This window comes from Psychrobacter piscatorii, from assembly GCF_904846415.1.
Lineage (GTDB): Bacteria > Pseudomonadota > Gammaproteobacteria > Pseudomonadales > Moraxellaceae > Psychrobacter > Psychrobacter piscatorii.
On sequence record NZ_CAJHAR010000019.1, the window covers coordinates 26,691 to 46,044 of the forward strand.

15 protein-coding genes and 1 pseudogene are annotated in these 19,354 nt (G+C 44.5%); 13 read left to right on the forward strand and 3 right to left on the reverse strand.

Features of this window, described 5'->3' with window-relative positions:
- Positions 1-98 precede the first annotated feature (98 nt).
- Positions 99-629, reverse strand: a complete 531-nt coding sequence (locus JMX83_RS09500; protein WP_201601060.1) for a hypothetical protein — start codon at positions 627-629, stop codon at positions 99-101.
- A 366-nt stretch (positions 630-995) separates the two neighbouring features.
- Here JMX83_RS09500 and JMX83_RS09505 point away from each other — a divergent pair, with 366 nt between their 5' ends.
- The 5 genes and pseudogenes from JMX83_RS09505 to JMX83_RS09525 all read left to right on the forward strand — a co-directional run.
- Positions 996-2,123 carry a sulfate ABC transporter substrate-binding protein gene (locus tag JMX83_RS09505; protein ID WP_201601063.1) on the forward strand — a complete coding sequence of 376 codons (1,128 nt, stop codon included), beginning with the start codon at positions 996-998 and terminating at the stop codon, positions 2,121-2,123.
- A gap of 261 nt (positions 2,124-2,384) precedes the next feature.
- Complete coding sequence (locus JMX83_RS09510) at positions 2,385-3,476, forward strand: sulfate ABC transporter substrate-binding protein (RefSeq protein ID WP_201601066.1); 1,092 nt, start codon at positions 2,385-2,387, stop codon at positions 3,474-3,476.
- Between the two features lie 227 nt (positions 3,477-3,703).
- The gene (gene cysT / locus JMX83_RS09515; protein ID WP_201548240.1) at positions 3,704-4,588 is read left to right on the forward strand and encodes a sulfate ABC transporter permease subunit CysT; all 885 of its coding nucleotides are present in this window, start codon (positions 3,704-3,706) and stop codon (positions 4,586-4,588) included.
- Between the two features lies 1 nt (position 4,589).
- Positions 4,590-5,528 (forward strand): sulfate ABC transporter permease subunit CysW, encoded by a 939-nt coding sequence (gene cysW, locus JMX83_RS09520; RefSeq protein WP_201601069.1) that lies wholly within the window; start codon positions 4,590-4,592, stop codon positions 5,526-5,528.
- A 96-nt stretch (positions 5,529-5,624) separates the two neighbouring features.
- Positions 5,625-6,344 (forward strand): annotated as a pseudogene (locus tag JMX83_RS09525) (sulfate/molybdate ABC transporter ATP-binding protein); the annotation flags it as partial.
- A gap of 130 nt (positions 6,345-6,474) precedes the next feature.
- Here JMX83_RS09525 and JMX83_RS09530 read toward each other — a convergent pair.
- Positions 6,475-6,804 (reverse strand): ArsR/SmtB family transcription factor, encoded by a 330-nt coding sequence (locus tag JMX83_RS09530; RefSeq protein WP_075107599.1) that lies wholly within the window; start codon positions 6,802-6,804, stop codon positions 6,475-6,477.
- 307 nt (positions 6,805-7,111) lie between these two features.
- On the opposite strand from JMX83_RS09530, the gene JMX83_RS09535 reads away from it, so the two are divergent.
- From JMX83_RS09535 to bfr (JMX83_RS09545), 3 genes are all read left to right on the forward strand, one after another.
- A complete protein-coding gene (locus tag JMX83_RS09535) occupies positions 7,112-7,303 on the forward strand; it encodes a (2Fe-2S)-binding protein (protein ID WP_075107600.1) in 192 nt (63 codons plus the stop codon).
- A gap of 377 nt (positions 7,304-7,680) precedes the next feature.
- A complete protein-coding gene (bfr, locus tag JMX83_RS09540) occupies positions 7,681-8,169 on the forward strand; it encodes a bacterioferritin (protein ID WP_075107601.1) in 489 nt (162 codons plus the stop codon).
- Positions 8,170-8,231: 62 nt separating this feature from the next.
- Complete coding sequence (gene bfr, locus JMX83_RS09545) at positions 8,232-8,714, forward strand: bacterioferritin (RefSeq protein WP_201601076.1); 483 nt, start codon at positions 8,232-8,234, stop codon at positions 8,712-8,714.
- A gap of 157 nt (positions 8,715-8,871) precedes the next feature.
- Here bfr (JMX83_RS09545) and JMX83_RS09550 read toward each other — a convergent pair whose 3' ends face one another.
- Positions 8,872-10,248, reverse strand: coding sequence for a DHA2 family efflux MFS transporter permease subunit (locus tag JMX83_RS09550; protein WP_201601079.1), 1,377 nt, complete (start codon positions 10,246-10,248; stop codon positions 8,872-8,874).
- Between the two features lie 360 nt (positions 10,249-10,608).
- Here JMX83_RS09550 and yghU point away from each other — a divergent pair, with 360 nt between their 5' ends.
- The 5 genes from yghU (at position 10,609) to uvrA (ending at position 19,318) form a co-directional block, all read left to right on the forward strand.
- Positions 10,609-11,448 carry a glutathione-dependent disulfide-bond oxidoreductase gene (gene yghU, locus JMX83_RS09555; RefSeq protein WP_201601082.1) on the forward strand — a complete coding sequence of 280 codons (840 nt, stop codon included), beginning with the start codon at positions 10,609-10,611 and terminating at the stop codon, positions 11,446-11,448.
- A 240-nt stretch (positions 11,449-11,688) separates the two neighbouring features.
- Positions 11,689-12,774 carry a DUF1176 domain-containing protein gene (locus JMX83_RS09560; protein ID WP_201601085.1) on the forward strand — a complete coding sequence of 362 codons (1,086 nt, stop codon included), beginning with the start codon at positions 11,689-11,691 and terminating at the stop codon, positions 12,772-12,774.
- A gap of 565 nt (positions 12,775-13,339) precedes the next feature.
- The gene (locus JMX83_RS09565; protein ID WP_201601088.1) at positions 13,340-15,007 is read left to right on the forward strand and encodes a DEAD/DEAH box helicase; all 1,668 of its coding nucleotides are present in this window, start codon (positions 13,340-13,342) and stop codon (positions 15,005-15,007) included.
- A 263-nt stretch (positions 15,008-15,270) separates the two neighbouring features.
- Positions 15,271-16,515, forward strand: coding sequence for a DUF819 family protein (locus tag JMX83_RS09570; protein WP_201601091.1), 1,245 nt, complete (start codon positions 15,271-15,273; stop codon positions 16,513-16,515).
- A 235-nt stretch (positions 16,516-16,750) separates the two neighbouring features.
- Positions 16,751-19,318: an excinuclease ABC subunit UvrA gene (uvrA, locus tag JMX83_RS09575; RefSeq protein WP_201601094.1), complete on the forward strand. Its 2,568-nt coding sequence runs from the start codon at positions 16,751-16,753 to the stop codon at positions 19,316-19,318.
- The last annotated feature ends 36 nt before the right edge of the window (positions 19,319-19,354 follow it).

A 19,354-nucleotide genomic window follows, 5' to 3' on the forward strand; every position in this document is an offset into this window, starting at 1 on the left:
GTGCTAAATCAATAATAAAAAAGGTGTCGGACAATTAGTCTGACACCTTTTTTATGTTCATCATTTCTAGCATCTTTCACCTCAGTTAGCGTGAGCTATCAAATCTCTAAATCTTCTGCCAGTTTTTGATACTCTCCCGCAAGTGAGGCACCGCCTGAGCAAAAATAATTCAGTGCATACTTATCTGGGCTATCAATCGTCAGCATATTATCTTTAAATTGAAAAAAGACGGTGCTGTCATTTGCCTGCGCCTGAAAAATCGTACCGTGTGCCGCGTCTTGCCCCATTAATGTCGCCTTACCATCAAACTGACAAGTCTGTTTTTTGATATCGCTGCGTGAGCGAATTTTTATATCGATTTGTTGGTCACTTTCTGCACGTACCATGACGCCAACCCAGTCATATCCTTGTGCGCGTTTGTCATAATCCGCAGAAGCATAATCACCAGAAATATAGTCTTTCATAACATCACTGACAACGTCCACTGGAATTGAATGAACCGCTACAGCACTGTGCGCAGAATTTTTCACCGCGGGCGTCACGTTATGACAACCCGTTACGGCAGCTAGGGCAGAGGCCATCAATGTTAATGCTGCAACAGAATGAAAGCGATGGGACGAAAGAGTCATAAAAAGGCCTTTGGTCAAATAAGACGGTAAAATGGATATAGCATTGGCGCTTGGGCCACACTATATAAAATGATGGTACAGCCTAACTAAATTATAGTCTATTTAATAAGCCTGCCTGCAATGATTTACCTCTCGTTCTTCATAATTTCCTAAGAGCACATCCTAAGTGCTTATGCCAACATCAGGACTTGATAAGCGGATTCGTCACTAAGCGTTTGCTATTTATACTGCTAGCATAGCTTTCATCATCCGAAAACCGAAATCAACAGAGTAAAAGCCAAAAGAACTAAGCTCAAATGGTTGTAAGCCCTATGATGATGGTCAAAATTTTGACACAACGCTTCTACCACCTTTATCGAGAGCATCATGCAAAAAAAATTCCAAAAATTCCGCATTGCTAGCATCCAGCCAACCAATAATAAACATATAAAAGCGCGGGCACTTACCACTAGCGGCATGCTCGCAGCAGCGATCATTATGACAGGTTGTAGTCCAACCGAAGGGGCGCAAAACGATGGAGGGAACAACGCTAATGGTGAGATGCAGGATGTCAATCTCCTCAATGTCTCTTATGATGTGTCTCGTGACTTTTATAAAGACTATAACGCGCTATTTAGCGCTGACTATCAAAAAGCCCATCCAAACAGCAAAGTTAATATCAATCAATCGCATGGCGGTTCAAGCAAGCAGGCATTATCTGTTGCCAATGGACTACAAGCAGATGTGGTCACCTTTAACCAAGAGAGCGATATGAATCTGTTGGTTGAGAAGGGTCTGGTCGCTTCTGATTGGAAGCAGGCACTACCAAATAATGCCGTGCCGTACACCAGCACTATGGTGCTACTGGTTCGTGCTGGCAATCCAAAAAACATACAAGACTGGTCGGATTTAGCACGTAACGATATCGATGTGGTCACGCCCAATCCCAAGACCAGTGGTACAGCACGTTATGCCTTTTTGGGTGCTTACGGCTATGGCTTGCATCAATTTAAAGAAAACAGCAGTGACAACCCAGTTCAAACCAATGACTTTATCAAAAAGCTGTTGGCAAATGTCGTCACTTATGACAATGGCGCACGTGCTGCGACGACCAGTTTTACCCAGCGCGGCCTAGGCGATGTACTTATCACTACCGAAAATGAGGCGAATTTGGCCGCTCAGCAATTTGCCAAAGGTCAAGTCGATATTGTCTATCCAAGTTACTCGATTACGATTGCCAACCCAGTAGCAGTTGTCACGGCAGTGACTGATAAAGCGGGTAAGACCGAAGCGGCAAGTGCTTATCTAAAAGGCTTATGGGATAAACCTGCCCAAGAGCTCATGGCAAAAATGTATATGCGTCCGAGTGATGAGCAAATACTTGCCGCTCATAAAGATACTCTGCCTGATATTGAAACGTTTGAGCCTGTCGCCGTCTTTGGCCCATGGGCAGAGATTATGGATACTTTCTTTGTAGACGGTGGCCGTTTTGAACAGCTGGCAAGTGCTAGGTAGTCATTAATTTCTGGCTTGTAGAATGATCTGTCTTAGCCGTTATCAGTGATAACACTGACAAGATAGATAAGACGTATCCAATGTTAAAATCAGAAAACAGTTGGTTATGCGTATATAATTTTTTCATAAATTATTGATATGATTGGCTTTGCCTGCTTGTTATTCCCTTTTGGCAATAACATACGCATATTCATCATTAAACATAATAAGATGGCGCTGTTAGCATACTTGCATTACACAACAGACATCTTTGAGGTATTTATGACAGACGTAGCTCGTTATCAACAAAAGAGTAAAACCCTTAGTGCCTTGAGTATTGCTGGCGTTGCTCTGACATTGGGTCTAGCTGGCTGTAGCAACAGTGAGACTACTGAGGCGGCAGCTGACGGTTCAGCGACGACAGAAGGGCAGAATATTGAGCTACTCAACGTCTCATACGATGTGGCACGTGACTTTTATAAAGACTACAACCCATTGTTTGTTGAGCATTATAAAGCTGAGAACCCAGACAGCAAGATTTTAATCAAGCAGTCACATGGCGGCTCAAGTAAGCAAGCATTGTCTGTAGCTAATGGTCTACAAGCGGATGTTGCCACCATGAACCAAGGCTCTGATATCGAGCTACTCGAGAAAAAAGGCTTGGTTGAGTCAGATTGGGAAAGCAAATTCCCTGACAACGCCGTTCCTTTTACCAGTACGATTGTATTATTGGTACGTAAAGACAATCCAAAAAATATCAAAGATTGGGAAGATTTGACCAAAGACGGTGTTGAGATTGTCATGGCCAACCCAAAAGTGACGGGTAACGGTCGTTATGCATTCTTAGGCGCCTACGGTTATGGCCTACATGCTTTTAATCAAGATGAAACAAAAGCTAAAGGCTACGTCAAAGACATGCTCAAAAATGTCAAAGTCTATGAGAATGGCGGACGTGCAGCAACGACGACTTTCGTTCAGCGCGGTATTGGTGATGTGTTGGTCACTTTTGAAAACGAAGCCAACCTTGCAGCAACTGACTTTGGTGCGGGTCAAGTAGATATCGTTTATCCAAAATACTCAATCAAATCAGAAAGCCCTGTGGCAGTTGTGAAGACGGTAACAGACAAGAAAGGTACTACCGACGCGGCCAAAGCGTATCTTGATTATTTATGGAGTGAGCCTGCTCAGCAACTAGCAGCCGATTTATACTTACGTCCTAGCGTTAAGAGCGTTCTTGACAAAAACAGTGACAAATTGCCGCCTGTTGAGACTTTCCGCCCGAATGATGCCTTTGGCACATGGGATGAGATCATGAGCACCTACTTCAGTGATGGCGGTGTGTTTGATCAACTGGCTGTTAATGCGCCGCAGTAATCGCCTGCTACGTATATAAGAGCTGCTACTGCGCTAACCACTGAAACTGGTCGAAGTAGTTAATCGTACAGTCAGTCATGAAGCACCCCACAAAGGACATGGTCGTACGTACTATGTCCTTTATATTGTAAGCCGACCAATAATAATTTTAATAATAGTTGTGATAATAATGGTCTTACGGTGAGCACCCTCGCTAAGTACCATCAGTTAGGCAATAGGACATCACTATGAGTGCAACATCTTCTTCTGCCAGCAAACCCACCAACAAAAAAGGGTGGTTGACACGTTTGCGTCAGCGCAATGTGCTACCTGGGTTTGGTCTGAGCATGGGTATTACTGTCTTTAGCTTGTCATTACTAGTGGTGCTACCGTTTGCCATGATGGCCTATACCACAACTCAGATGGGTTGGACGGGTTTTTGGGAAACCATCACCCAGCCGCAAGTTACTGCTGCAATTAAGCTCAGCTTATGGATGTCGTTTTTAGCGATGCTGACCAATATGGTCTTTGGTACGCTTGTCGCATGGGTCCTAGTGCGCTATGAGTTTTGGGGTAAGTCGTTAATTAATGCCTTGGTTGATTTGCCATTTGCACTACCAACAGCAGTGACGGGTATCTCGCTTGCGACACTGTACGCGCCTAATGGCTTGATTGGTCAATGGTTTGCTAAATTTGATATTCAGGTCGCCTTTACTCCGATAGGTATTTGGCTAGCATTGGTTGTGGTGAGCTTTCCCTTTATCGTCCGTGCAGTACAGCCTGTACTCGCAGAGCTATCGGTTGAGTTTGAAGAAGCCGCAGCCGTATTGGGTGCCAATCGCTTAACCACTTTTCGTAAAGTGATTTTGCCAGAACTACTGCCTGCACTACTGATGGGTGCAGGTATGATGTTTGCCCGTGCTACTGGCGAGTATGGCTCCGTTATTTTTATCGCGGGTAATATTCCGATGCAATCTGAGATTTTGCCACTCATCATTATCAGTAAACTTGAGCAGTTCGATATTCAAGGTGCTTCTGCGGTTGCGCTGTTTATGCTACTTATATCGTTTGTAATTTTATTGACCATCAATATCATGCAGTGGAAACTGTCGCGCCGCGTGGGAGCTCGCTAATATGCAAATATCTAATAGCTACGACTACCAAAGCAACGCTGCGACCAAAGACACGCCATGGATACGCCGTACCTTTATTGTTATCGCTGTGCTGTTTATGGTCTTAATGCTAGTGGTGCCATTATTGGCTGTGTTTTATGAGGCTTTTAAAAACGGCTGGCAGTTATATCTTGCGTCATTGGTTGACCCTGAGGCATTACAAGCGATCAAACTTACATTGATCACAGCGGCCATTGTTTTACCGATCAACATGGTCATGGGTATTGCGATTGCATGGTTGGTCACACGCTATCAGTTCAAAGGTAAGCAGCTGGTAACGACGTTACTTGATTTACCATTTTCTGTATCACCTGTCGTTGCCGGTTTGATGTTTGTGCTGCTATTCGGACTCAACTCTACGATCGGCGGCTGGCTTGAGAGCATGGGATTTCAGGTCATTTATGCGGTACCTGGGATCATTTTGGCAACATTATTTGTGACCTTTCCGTTTGTTGCACGTGAGCTGATACCACTGATGCAAACACAAGGCGACTCTGAGGAACAAGCCGCATTAACCTTGGGCGCGACTGGCTGGCAGACCTTTTGGCATGTGACATTGCCTAATATTAAATGGGCGCTGCTATATGGTTTGATTTTGACCAATGCACGTGCGATGGGCGAGTTTGGTGCGGTCAGTGTGGTATCTGGTCACATTCGCGGCGAGACCAATACCATGCCGCTGTTGGTTGAGATTGCCTATAATGATTATAACTTTACCGCTGCATTTGCCTTATCGAGCTTACTTGCCGCCCTTGCCTTAGTGACGCTACTGATTCAGCAAGTCATGACCAAAATGCAAGAGCGTAAATTTGCTAAGTCTGAACGTTTGGCGGCTGCCCCTGAGCTACCAGTGAGTGCCAATGCGACGACGTCAACGGCTGAGAGTGTTAGTAAGCTATAAGTTGTTTGATAAGTATTCAGGGTTGTTCAATCATATTGACACAGTCGTTAAGACATCGGTCTCAATACGACAAAAGATATTATAAGAGATACCATTATGAGCATTGAGATTCGCAACGTTAATAAAAAATTTGGTGACTTTACGGCTTTAGACAATATCAATATTACCGTTCCAACCGGAAAGCTGACGACGTTGCTAGGTCCATCAGGCTGTGGTAAGACCACATTACTACGTATCATAGCGGGTCTGGAATATGCCGACTCTGGACAGGTACTGTTTGATGAGCTGGATGTCACCAATACGCCGGTACAGAAGCGTCATATCGGTTTTATGTTTCAGCATTATGCGCTGTTCCGTCATAAAAACATCGCAGACAATGTGGCGTTTGGATTGACACTACTGCCAAAAAATGAGCGTCCCAGCAAAGCAGATATCAATAAGCGCGTGGCAGAGCTGCTAGATCTGGTACAGCTCCCACAAGTCGCTAATGCGTACCCACATCAACTATCAGGTGGTCAGCGTCAGCGTATCGCGCTAGCACGGGCACTTGCGGTCAAGCCAAAGCTGCTACTGCTGGATGAGCCATTTGGTGCGTTAGATGCCAAAGTACGTAAAGAGCTGCGCACTTGGTTAAAGAACATCCACCACGAGCTTGGTATCACAAGCATCATGGTGACCCATGATCAAGAAGAAGCCCGCGCCGTATCGGACGAGATCGTCGTCATGAATCAAGGTCGAGTAGAGCAGGTAGGAACGTCAGAGGAACTGATACATCGCCCAGCCAATGCCTTTATCAGTGACTTCTTGGATTTGGCTTAGCGGCTTAGCTTTTAACTCATTGTCATTCATGATCGATAAGCCAAAAAAAATCCTACTTAGGTAGGATTTTTTTTGGCTTGTTGAATCATACAAAGTGCAATTAACCACACTTGTCTATTCATAACCTTTAAGCAAGTCTCGATTCATCTTTATCTGAATCACTTGGAGAGAGTTGATCATAAGTGATATTCAAGATGTCTTGACACCATTCTGGTAAGTCATCAGCGACTTCATACCACATCCATGTACCGTCACGTACACAGCTTAAGATACCCAGTTTTTTTAAATGGTTCAAATGACGCGATATTGTTGGTTGCGGTTGATCAAGCATGTCTACCAAATCACCCACACAGCGTGCTTCTTTTTTAAAAAGAATTTGAAATATTTTTAGGCGTGTTGGATCAGATAAGACTTTAAACAAATCGATAGGTCGTATCGTAAAATTATTATCAGACATAGGAAAATTCCAATGGACTTCGTTTATAGGGGTTCAATATAACAGCAGTTATCTAGAAAATCGATTAAAAAATAAGCAAAATTACAGTTCATCGTTAATTTACTACCTTCTACAATATTCGGTTACATGGACGCTTATATCCACTTACATAAATGAATGGTGCGAAATACAACAGTACCATCACGACCAAAAAATGTTCCGAATGTTATTGAAAATGATAACAATTATCGTTATTATACTGCATGTAATCAGCGTGATGCTGAGCAAGTAGTCGCTATCAAATAGTGGTAATCAGAGGAGCCAATCCATGTACGTATGTATCTGTAATAACGTCAAAGAAAAGCAAATCAAGGCAGCCATTGCTTCTGGTGTAGATACCCTCGATGGTCTAAAAGACACTCTCGACGTTGCAACTTGCTGTGGATGCTGTGAGCCTATGGTCAATGACTATTTAGACGAGCATCATGCAGCACTCGATGTCTTAGCGTATGCAGTTTAACTACTTTCAGCTTAGTCGATCTTATCTCTAATCTAACCAAATATATTCAATATCTTGCATCTATTCTTTCATTATACATAAGGAGTAGGTTGCAGGCGTCCATATAACCTCATTGATACGCCAACATCGCTGCTATCAATTTGTATCAAGTATCGTGACTGACAACTGTAGCTAATTACAATTCTCAATTAGCATCTTATTCTTAGTTCACAACATTACATGCCACGTAGCGACTGTATGCTACTATATCTGTCTAAGATTGTAAGACGTTTTGTTGATTTGACCCTTTACTGATCAGTTTACCGATTGCGCTGTCTTTATATGTAAAAATGTGAATATATAATGGTCTGTAAAAAATAAATAGAGGAGTGTACATTATGATAGGCAGTCAAAAAGTCATTGATTATTTGAATTTCTTGTTAGGCGGCGAGCTGGCTGCACGTGACCAGTATTTTATCCATTCAGAGATGTATGCTGAATGGCATTACGGCAAATTGTATGATCGTATCCATCATGAAATGGAAGACGAAACACTACACGCACAAGCAATTATCCGTCGTATCCTGATGCTAAGTGGTACGCCAAAAATGACGGTTGATACGATTAATATCGGCAGCACTGTCCCTGAGATGTTGCAAATTGACCTTGATCTAGAATATAAAGTACAGAAACATCTAAAAGAAGGCATTGCGCTTTGTGAAGCAGAGCACGACTATGTCACACGTGAGATGCTCGTTGAGCAACTAAAAGATACTGAAGAAGACCATGCGCATTGGCTTGAACAACAGTTACGCTTAATTGACATGATTGGTCTGCCTAATTATCTACAAACCCAGATGGCTGAAGTCACTCCTAATCTTGTTTGATATCATCACAGATACGAATAAAAAATATAGCATTTAGTATAAATAGGAAAGGGAGAGAGATCATGAAAGGGGATAAAGAGGTCATTCGTGCATTAAACAAGGTGCTTGGTCAATCATTAATTGCGATTAACCAGTATTTCTTGCACGCACGTATTGCCCGTCATTGGGGCTTAGAAGCGCTTAACGACTCACTTTATAAGCAGTCTATCGCTGAGATGAAATGGTCAGATGATTTGATTGCGCGTATCTTGCTGTTAGGTGGTTTACCTAACTTACAGGAATTGGGTAAGGTACTGGTCGGCGAGGATGTGCCCGAAGTAATTGAGTGCAACCTGCGTTTAGAGAAACAAAAATTCAGCATCATTACGGATGCAATCACCCTATGCGAGACAAAGTCTGACTATGTGTCTCGCCACCTACTAGTTACGCTAAAAGATGGTAATGAAGAATATCAAGATTGGCTAGAGACGCAAGAAGATTTGCTCGAAAGTATGGGTGCAGAACGCTATATACAATCACAAATTAGTGATGATGACGCGCCATAAATAATTTGTCTTAATTAGCATTCGTCTCAGTTAGCAATGAAGCAAACTTGCCAGCGTGTGATTGGTTTTTAACCAAAACATACGCTGGCTTTTTTACATTTAGAAACCACTAAAGGCTTATATGCGGCAATCAACTTTTAAGTATTCACCGAGGTAGTTAGTACAAACCACGCCCATCTTCTGGTTTCAGCCGTAAAAAGCCCAATCCTGAGAGAATGGTAAAGCCGCCCAATATCCAATAAGTGACCTGAAAAGCAAGTAAGGTATCTACTTGAAACCGCTCACGTAACAAGTTAAGCAGTGCGGCACCAAAGGCAATACCCAAGCCGATTGCCATTTGCTGATTGACAGCCATCAAGCTGTTGCCACTACTGGTCTGTGCCCCTTGTAGATCGCCGATAGTGATGGTATTCATGGCACTAAACTGGATTGAGTTACAAACACCAATCACAATCAGCACCGGGATCATCCACGGCCACTGCGCCGCATCTGAGAACAGTCCTAGTACAATGATCAGTAAACCCAAAATAAGGGTGTTGTATACCAATACCACGCGGTAGCTGTAACGCTGGATAAGCTTGCTCACAAATGGCTTTACTCCAAGCGCACCAACGGCAATAGGAGCAAGCAGCCAACCTGCCTGCGAAGGTGTGTATTCAAATACGACTTGTAATAGTAATGGTAATAAAAAAGGCACGGCACTGATACCAATTCTTGTCGAGAGATTACCAATAATACCGATTCGAAAGGTAGGCACATTAAAGAGTGTCAAAGAAAATAGCGGCGCAATGTGGCGTTTGGCATGCCATACATACGCCAGTAAAAAACCAATCGATGCGGCAGCTAGCAATAGTGCATTGTAACCGTGGCCCACTTTTGAACCCATCTCAACGGCTAACGTCAACGCGCATGCACCCAATGCAAACAGCCCAAAACCCAGCCAGTCTAGCGATTGTTTGTCGCCAAACAGTGCTGGTATTAGTTTTTTGCCAATCAAGAAACCCACCACACCCATCGGAATATTGATCAAAAATATCCAATGCCAGCTGGCATATTGCACTAAATAACCGCCAAGCAAAGGTCCAACCAATGGCGCGACCAAAGCAGGAATTACTGCAAAATTCATCACCGTTAGCAACTGATTACGTGGGTAGGACTTGACCAAAATCAAGCGTCCAACCGGAGTCATCATGGCACCACCAATGCCTTGTATCACTCGTGAGATGACCAAAAAATTTAACGTAGAGGCCATAGCGCATAGTAGTGAGCCCACGCAAAATACCACAATGGCTGATAAGAAAACACGGCGTGTACCATACTTATCTGCCAAAAACCCGCTAATTGGGATAAAAATTGCTAAGGTGAGCGCATAGCTGATAACGGCCCATTGCATTTTTAACGGTGATTCATCCAACGCTAATGCCATTTGTGGCAATGCGGTGTTCAAAATAGTGGCATCTAAAATTTGCATAAATAACGCTACCGCTAGGACATAGGGTAGGTATTTATTTTGGGTTGGGGTGAGCGTCAGCATGTCAATCCCATTGGATATCTTATTATAAAATCGGGAGGTTCGCGTCTTTACGGACAGATTGCGCGATATAAGTTGAGTAGTATAAGAAAGCTTAGAGGGTAATTAAAGTGCCTCAAGGTAACGAAGCATTATGGCGGGCTTGGGACATTGAGTGGTATGTCATTAATCACAGCAAAATCGTAACATTGATTACAAGAGAAGACTTTAATATCAGCAGAGGTTATCGTTATAGTAAAGCCTAGCTAACAAATAGCATAGCAATTGATAGAATGATTAGCATGGCTATCAAGAAAAACAGTACTAAGATAAGTAAAAGCTAATATAACCAAAAATAATGGCAATAATCACTAAGGATATTCTATGAGTAATGCATCAACCAGTGACACACAAAACGATAAATATGTACCGCCTAAAGTTTGGACACAAGACAAAGACAACGGCGGTAAGTTCGCAAGCATCAACCGCCCAACCTCTGGCGCTCGTTATGATAAAGAGCTACCAGTAGGCGATGCTCCGTTACAGCTATACTCACTGAACACACCCAATGGCGTCAAAGTAAATATATTATTAGAAGAGCTGGCAGAGCTTGGTATTAGCGGTGCTGAGTATGATGCTTATAAAATTGATATTTCGCAAGGTGAACAGTTTGGCTCAGGATTTGTAGCGATTAACCCCAACTCAAAAATCCCAGCGTTAGTCGATCATTCTACTGATACCGCTGGTGAGCCGATTGCTCTTTTTGAGTCGGGTGCTATCTTGATGTATCTGGCAGAAAAGTTTGACAAATTCCTACCTTTGTCACCAGGAAAAGCGCGAGCGGATTGTCTGTCGTGGATCATGTGGCAAATGGGTAGTGCGCCTTTCTTAGGTGGCGGCTTCGGACATTTTTATGCCTATGCACCAGAGCCATTAGAATATCCAATTAATCGTTACACCATGGAGACTAAACGTCAGCTTGATGTATTAGATACTCATCTAAAAGACAGTGAGTACCTATGCGGTAATGATGAGGCTGATTATAATATTGCCGATATGATCATTTGGGCATGGTATGGACAGTTGGTACTCGGTAAGCTATACGATGCGGCAGAGTTTTTACAAGTACAAGACTACAAACACATACAGCGTTGGGCGAAGAAAATCGCTGAGAGACCTGCCGTCAAGCGCGCTGTAGAGCTAGAACTAAAACCAATCGATTAATTATTAGCGCGAGTATCATTTCATTATTTTCAATTATTACAGTTAGGCCGGTAAGTTATTCACTTATCGGCCTATTTTTATTATATTTAAAATAATGAATATATAATCGCTGACCACTTCCTTTTGTATTTACATAATGGTACATTAGTACAACAGATAGAAACATTGGTGCGTTAAGATAACCGCTTATCACCGTGACAGACAGGTGTTTATACTTATTTGATTGATGAGTAATGGATTATGAAACACAATAATAAAATGCGCTTACCTATGCTTGTAGCAGTTAGCATGGCTTTGTTTAGTACAGCAAGTATGGCGCACACCGAAACTGAGTTTACCAGCCAAGATTGGCAGGTAGTCTGTGATAATACCCGTACTTGTCGGCTGGCAGGATATCAAGCAGATAATAACAGTGAGTTCCCAGTATCTATCTTGCTGACTCGCCGTGCAGGTGCAGATGCTGGCGTGGATGGTAAAGTAAAGCTTGGTGGCGCTAAAGACAGCTCTTCTAAAGCCTTAATGCAATTGGGTAACCGTCACCGAATATCACTATTTATTAACGATAGAAATTACGGCGAAACCAAGCCGTATTCTGCAGCAGCAGGCAGTGCTGAGCTAACCCAAGCACAGGTCACAGCACTGCTAAGCGCGCTTCAAAGGTCAAGCAAGATTACGCTAGCACTGCGTAACTCACGCTGGCAGCTTTCAGATAAAGGCGCTAGTGCAGTGATGCTAAAAGCTGATGATGTCCAAGGACGAGTAGGCACACCAAGCGCTTTTATAAATAGCAATGAGGCCGTAAAATCTAACAGCAATGTATTGCCACCCAAAGCTGTACCAGTACTGCGTTTTGTAGAGCCTAGTGGCAAGTCTGATATTAGTAATGATAAAAAGTTTGTCATGAGATCCTCTCAATTGGCCTCATTGATGAAAGGAACGATGAAAGATGCCGATGCTGACTGCCCAAATCTATCAGACAAGTCGCCTTGGCATGTCAGTCGCCTAAATGATTCACAGCTGCTCGCACAGCATGATTGTTGGACAGCTGCTTACAATGCAGGTAGTGGCGCGTGGGTGATCAATGATAGCAAGCCTTACAAGCCGACATTGGTCACGACTAGCGCCACCAATTACGATAAAGGTAAGCTTAGCTCAGTACAAAAAGGCCGCGGTATTGGTGATTGTATGAGTAAAGTCGATTGGGTGTGGACAGGCCGCGCATTTGAGAAAAGCCATGAAAGCACCACTGGGCTGTGCCGTCTCATCGAAGCGGGCGGGGCATGGCAGCTGCCGACCTATGTCACGGATGTTAAAGTAGTCAAATAATCACCGATTTTTTATTGAATGAACCGTTTATCATGCTCAATAGAGGACTTATTCGGGCTATTTACTCAGTAATTGAATAAATGGCTACACATAATTTTTTATTGTGCTATACTGCGTCGCCACGTTAGCTTAGGCTTTCGTGAATTATGAGATTGATAACATCGCCTGCGATTTTGGGTCTAGGATGACCATAAGTAATTGTTGCCGATGATTTTGTGTACTTAAATAACGCCTTAAACATATCAGTTATTTTTGACTCATATCTTATCTACTGACCTATATAGGGTCTAGATTGGTTGCTGTTTGCGATTATCTGCTTTGGACAAAGCATTGATAATGCGCGTATATCAAGCATGGATAAGACACTCGGCACTACCACCAAAATACGTCAGACAGCACGAACGCATTTATTATAAAGACGCTAAGCTCTATTGGCTTGGTTTCTGATTATCGACACTTTTATGTTGCTCGGTAACCTTTAATAAAAGCAGCGTGATGAACGGTTATCAGTGGTATGCATCAAGTTTGCTGAATTTACAGCAGCTTATACTTACCAAGGATTACTATGACTGACATCTTATCTGCAATCGCTGCTGAAAACGGCATCATCGAAAGCAACGACACTACTGCAAATACTGATAACAATACTCAAGCGGCTGCTACTGACGCCACTGAAGAAAACAAAATCACCTTTACTGATCTTGGCATTGCTAAGCCAATTCTTACTGCGCTTGATCGCAGTGGCTATACCAATCCAACCCCTATTCAAGAACAAGCCATTCCTTTTGCACTAGCCGGCCGTGACCTTTTATTGTCAGCGCAAACGGGTAGTGGTAAAACAGCGGCATTCGTAATCCCAGTACTCGATCGTTTGAGCCGTGCCACTAGCTTTGACAAACTAACCAAAGCGCTTATCCTAACGCCAACGCGTGAACTTGCTCAGCAAGTACATGACAGCGTTCGCACTTATTCTAAAGACATGCGCGGTCTATTTTGTGTGCCACTCGTTGGCGGCGCACCATATAACGGTCAGATCACTGCTTTGAAAAAGGGCGTTCAAGTAATCGTTGCAACGCCTGGTCGTCTACTTGACCATATCAATGCGGGCCGTGTTGATCTATCAAACCTAGAAGTATTGGTACTTGACGAAGCTGACCGCATGCTAGATATGGGTTTTGCTGATGATATCAGTGACATCCTTCGTGCAGCACCAATCGATCGTCAAACAATCATGTGTTCAGCAACTTGGGATGGCCCAGTCGGTAAAATCGCTGCCAGCTTCACTAAGAACCCTGAGCGTGTATCAATCAAAGTAGAATCTGCACACATCGAAGAAAAAGTGTACTACTGTGATGATTTTGATCATAAAAACCGTTTGCTTGACAAAATCGTTTGCCAGCAAGATATGGAACAAATCATTATCTTTGCTGCGACCAAACGTAGCACTGAAAAACTGGCTAAGCAGCTACAAGAAGCAGGCCACAAAGCAAGCTTCCTACATGGTGACTTGCCACAGAGCAAGCGTAACCGTATCGTTCAAGACTTGCGTAATGGTAAAGTAAAAATCCTAGTAGCGACTGACGTAGCTGCACGTGGTCTAGACATCCCAGCTATCTCGCACGTTATCAACTATGACTTGCCGCGTCAGACTGAAGATTACGTCCATCGTATCGGTCGTTGTGGCCGTGCTGGTCGTACCGGTGTTGCTATCAGCCTATGTAGCATGGATGATCGTCCACAGCTGAATGCTATCAACCGTTACTTAGATCGCAAAATGGAAGTATGTGTTATCGAAGGTATGGAGCCTAAGAAAACGTACGTACCTAGCGAAAACAAAGGTAATGGTCGTGGCCGTGGTCGCGGTCGTTCTAACGGTGGCGGTCAAGGCCGTGGTCGTTCAAGCGGTGGCTATGCTGGTAAATCTAGCGGTGGTCAAGGTCGTGGTCGTTCAAGCGACAGCGCACCAACTGGTCAACGCGCGAGCAACGACAGCGGTTATCAAGGTAAGCCACGTGACACGTCAGGCAAACCAAATGAGCGTTCAGGTGGCAAGCCTTATCAAGGCAAGCGCACTGGTGGCCCAAGCCGCGGTGATAGCAATGGCGTTCCACGTGGTGAGCGCGCTGCAACTGGTCGCGGTCGTCCAAGTGGTAGCCAAGGTCGCCCAGCAAGTCGTTCTGACAGCCGTGGCCAAGGTCGTCCAAACGGTGGCAACCGTGGTAAAAACTCATAATATCGCTATAACGAACGATTAAAGCTACTAATTCATTAATCGTCTAAAGATAGCAGCAAAAAGCCAGATACTTGTTATCTGGCTTTTTTATGTTTGATCTAGCCATCATGAACCTGAAAATAGATATCTCAAATGAACGACTACTGTTTACTGAAGTGATAAACCCATTGGTCATCAAGCCAAGCATAATGTCTGCTTGCGTGAGTTTTTTAGCTTGTCTATACTGATTCACTTTTGCCAGCTGTCAGCCTTGGAGCGACTTGATGCCTACCACCTCATCTTTAGCAATCGATAGCCTGCCATTAGCGTTTGGCATTATCATGGCCATCATCGGCTTGGTCTTTTATACCCAAGGCTTACCGGGTAAGTTTTGGCGACGGTTTTATGCGGTATTGCCCGGTATTGTACTGTGCTGTTTTATACCCGCCACCCTAAACAGCTTAGGGGTATTTGCTGACGGCGTTGGCGCGCAGATTTATGGTTTTACCGCCACGTATTTGCTGCCAGCAAGTTTGCTATTGATGACCTTATCCATGGATGTTCCCAAAATCCTTGGCTTGGGCTGGAAAGCCATTGCGATGTTCTTTGCTGCTAGTATCGCCATTATTATCAGTGGACCTATTAGCTTAGGAATTGCCAAATGGGTGTCACCTGAGATGTTTGTCGACGATACGTTGTGGCGCGGGTTTTCTGCCGTCGCGGGCAGCTGGATCGGCGGCGCGGCGAACCAAGCAGCGATGAAGGAGCTGTTTGGGGTCAGTGATGATCTATTTGGCATGATGATCTTGGTGGATGCCACTAATGCCTCATTGTGGTTATTGGCAATATTAGTGATGGCAAAACACAGTGCAAAGATCGATCGATTCTTGCGAGCGGATACCAGTAGCATTGATAAAGTTATCAAAGCCGTTGAGAGCTATGAGCGCGATCATGCCCGCCCAGCCACCATCAATGATCTGATGGTAATGTTTGGCTTGTGCTTTGCCATGGTCGGAGTGGCGCACTTTGTTGGTGGACAAATTGCTGACTTTTTTGCCCCATATAAATGGGCGGTGCAATATAGTTTTGCCAGTTCATTCTTTTGGATGGTAGTCATTATTACGTTGATAGGTGTCATTTTTTCTTTTACTAAGATTCGTCGCCTTGACCATGTTGGCGCGTCCAAAATGGGTACCGTATTTATCTTCGTGCTGATTGCCGCGATTGGTATGCAGATTAATTTGGCGGGTATTGTCTCGCAGTGGCGGCTATTGCTTATCGGCTTTTTATGGATGAGTATACACGTGGTGATTATCTTTGCTGTTGCCAGACTTATTCGTGCACCGTTTTTCTTTTTGGCGGTTGGCTCGAATGCCAATACAGGCGGCGCATCGTCGGCACCGATCGTCGCGACGGCTTTTCATCCATCGCTTGCGCCTGTAGGGGTGTTTTTGGGTATTATGGGCTATGCAGTGGGGACGTTTGGTGGGTATATCAGTACCCAATTGATGCGCTTGGTAGTGGGCTAGAGTATTTAGGTTATCCATTTTCTGATAGTATTTTTCCTCAAAAAACCCGCAATGACTGCGGGTTTTTTTATTATAAGGTGCCTAATGACTTAAGTTGTCGTTTTGTCTATCTATGCTATTGATACGTAAGCTTTGCCATAACCCTGCATGAGTACGTGTTAACCTTTCTGCTACTCATATGAATAATAATAAATACGTTAGCAATAACTAGCGACTCAATAGGAAAAATAGCGTTATGGCCAATCCAAAAAAATTAGAAGAAACAGCAAATAAGACAAGTGTCGTCAAGAACGCTCTATACAACCCCAACCAAGAAAACATTCAGGTCAGAGGTGCGCGTGTTCATAATTTAAAGAATGTCGATGTGGATTTACCGCGCAATGCCTTGGTGGTCTTTACGGGTATATCTGGATCGGGAAAATCCTCCTTGGCATTCGGTACGCTATTTGCCGAGTCACAGCGCCGCTATCTCGATTCGGTGTCGCCTTATGCCAGAAGGCTCATCGATCAGGTTGATGAACCCGATGTCGATACTATAGAAGGGTTGCCGCCAGCAGTTGCTCTACAGCAAAAGCGTGGTACGCCGTCAGTGCGCTCGTCTGTGGGTAGTGTAACAACCATATCTAATGGTCTTCGTATGCTGTACTCACGAGCCGGAGAGTATCCCGCCGGCCAAGAGATACTGTATGCCGATGCATTCTCGCCTAATACGCCAGATGGTGCCTGTCCGACGTGTTCAGGTATTGGGCGTGTGTTTGAGGTCACCGAGGATCTTCTGGTGCCAGACAATACGAAGAGCATTCGCGAGCGGGCGATTGCGGCATGGCCACCGGCATGGCAAGGTCAAAACCTGAGCCGTATATTGACCACATTAGGCTATGATATCGATAAGCCTTGGCATACCCTGCCAAAGAAGACCCGCGACTGGATTTTGTTTACCGATGAGACGCCAACGGTGCCTGTTTATCCTGAGTACGATATAGAACAGACACGCGAGGCGATTGAGAAAGGGGAGAAGCCAAACTATATGGGCACGTTTACTAGCGCCAAGAACTTTATTTTGCACTCTTTTGCCACTACCCAAAGCCCGCGTACCAAGAAACGCGTCTCGCAATTTATGCAGATATCTGAGTGTCCAGAATGTCACGGCAAAAAACTAAAGAAAGAATCGCTATCAGTTAAGTTTGCAGGACTTGATATCGGTAAGCTATCACAGCTCACATTGACCGAGATGGCCATCAAACTTGAGAAAACAGCACACACCAAAGTGGCTGATGACACACCAAACCGCGAAAAAGCGATCGTTGCCCAGCGTATTGCCAGTGATATTCTCTCTCGTATTGAGGCACTAACAAGGCTTGGTCTGGGCTATCTGTCGCTTGAGCGTACCACACCAACGCTATCGCCTGGTGAGCTGCAGCGATTGCGGTTAGCGACTCAAATTCGCTCACAGCTGTTTGGTGTGGTTTATGTCCTCGATGAGCCATCAGCAGGTCTGCATCCTGCTGATACGCAGGCGCTACTTGGCGCGCTAGATGAGTTGATCGCATCTGGCAACTCGGTGTTTGTCGTTGAGCACGATGTGAGTGTGATTAGGCATGCTGATTGGGTGGTGGATGTCGGGCCGCAAGCTGGCACGCATGGCGGTGAGATCGTCTATAGTGGGCCTGTAGAGGGGCTACGTGAGGTTGCGCAGTCGCATACCGGTCAATATCTCTTTGCCAACGACACAGCTAATGCTCATTCAAAATCTGACAAAAGGCAACCGACAGCATGGCTTAAATTTACAAACATTGAGCGTAACAATATAACAGGCTTAGACGTTGAGTTTCCACTTGGGGTCATGACTAGTGTCACAGGTGTATCAGGGTCAGGCAAATCAAGCCTTGTCAGCCAAGCATTGGTAGAGCTTATCAGTGAAGTATTGGGTCAAAAGACAGTTACTGAAGCCCCTGTAGGTGAGGCAGATTTGCTTGAGCAAGAGCTTGAGACAGTCACTGGTGGTGAAATTGTCGCTGGCATGTCGCATATTCGTCGTCTTATTAATATCAATCAAAAGGCGATTGGGCGGACACCGCGCTCAAACCTAGCAACCTATACAGGATTGTTCGATGATGTTCGTAAGCTGTTTGCCGCAACTAAGCAAGCGAAAGCACATAGCTATGACGCTGGACGTTTCTCGTTTAACACCAAAAAAGGCCGCTGTCCAAATTGCGAAGGTTTAGGTTTTGTCAGTGTGGAGCTGCTGTTTCTCCCAAGTGTTTATGCGCCTTGTCAGGTCTGTCATGGGCAACGTTATGACGAAGAAACACTTGCCATCAATTATCGAGACAAAAATATTGCTGAGGTATTAAATTTAACGGTTGAAGCGGCTCATGAGTTTTTTATTGATGAAGCGCCTATCTTGCGCGCATTAGATGCATTGCTGCAAGTGGGTCTTGGCTACTTACGTTTGGGGCAGCCCGCCACTGAGCTGTCAGGAGGTGAAGCACAGCGCATCAAGCTTGCCACTGAACTACAACGCACGCAACGAGGCGATACACTCTATATCTTAGATGAGCCAACCACAGGGCTGCATCCTGCTGATGTATCCATGCTGATGGCGCAATTAAACGGCCTTGTCGATGCGGGGAACACGGTCATTATGGTTGAGCATGATATGCAAGTGGCGAGCAATAGCGACTGGGTGATTGATATTGGGCCAGGGGCAGGTGATGAGGGCGGGTTAATTGTCGCTCAAGGCACGCCAGAAGACGTGGCCCAATCAGAAGACAGTCGCACCGCACCGTTTTTATTGGTGTGATTTTATTGATGTGACGATCAGTCTTCAAATTGGGTC

What these genes read in the sequence shown, in the direction of transcription:
- JMX83_RS09500 (WP_201601060.1), bottom strand. Translation starts at nt 629, where the DNA reads ATGACTCTTTCGTCCCATCGCTTTCATTCTGTTGCAGCATTAACATTG.
- JMX83_RS09505 (WP_201601063.1), top strand. Translation starts at nt 996, where the DNA reads ATGCAAAAAAAATTCCAAAAATTCCGCATTGCTAGCATCCAGCCAACC.
- JMX83_RS09510 (WP_201601066.1), top strand. Translation starts at nt 2,385, where the DNA reads ATGACAGACGTAGCTCGTTATCAACAAAAGAGTAAAACCCTTAGTGCC.
- cysT (WP_201548240.1), top strand. Translation starts at nt 3,704, where the DNA reads ATGAGTGCAACATCTTCTTCTGCCAGCAAACCCACCAACAAAAAAGGG.
- cysW (WP_201601069.1), top strand. Translation starts at nt 4,590, where the DNA reads ATGCAAATATCTAATAGCTACGACTACCAAAGCAACGCTGCGACCAAA.
- JMX83_RS09530 (WP_075107599.1), bottom strand. Translation starts at nt 6,804, where the DNA reads ATGTCTGATAATAATTTTACGATACGACCTATCGATTTGTTTAAAGTC.
- JMX83_RS09535 (WP_075107600.1), top strand. Translation starts at nt 7,112, where the DNA reads ATGTACGTATGTATCTGTAATAACGTCAAAGAAAAGCAAATCAAGGCA.
- bfr (WP_075107601.1), top strand. Translation starts at nt 7,681, where the DNA reads ATGATAGGCAGTCAAAAAGTCATTGATTATTTGAATTTCTTGTTAGGC.
- bfr (WP_201601076.1), top strand. Translation starts at nt 8,232, where the DNA reads ATGAAAGGGGATAAAGAGGTCATTCGTGCATTAAACAAGGTGCTTGGT.
- JMX83_RS09550 (WP_201601079.1), bottom strand. Translation starts at nt 10,248, where the DNA reads ATGCTGACGCTCACCCCAACCCAAAATAAATACCTACCCTATGTCCTA.
- yghU (WP_201601082.1), top strand. Translation starts at nt 10,609, where the DNA reads ATGAGTAATGCATCAACCAGTGACACACAAAACGATAAATATGTACCG.
- JMX83_RS09560 (WP_201601085.1), top strand. Translation starts at nt 11,689, where the DNA reads ATGAAACACAATAATAAAATGCGCTTACCTATGCTTGTAGCAGTTAGC.
- JMX83_RS09565 (WP_201601088.1), top strand. Translation starts at nt 13,340, where the DNA reads ATGACTGACATCTTATCTGCAATCGCTGCTGAAAACGGCATCATCGAA.
- JMX83_RS09570 (WP_201601091.1), top strand. Translation starts at nt 15,271, where the DNA reads ATGCCTACCACCTCATCTTTAGCAATCGATAGCCTGCCATTAGCGTTT.
- uvrA (WP_201601094.1), top strand. Translation starts at nt 16,751, where the DNA reads ATGGCCAATCCAAAAAAATTAGAAGAAACAGCAAATAAGACAAGTGTC.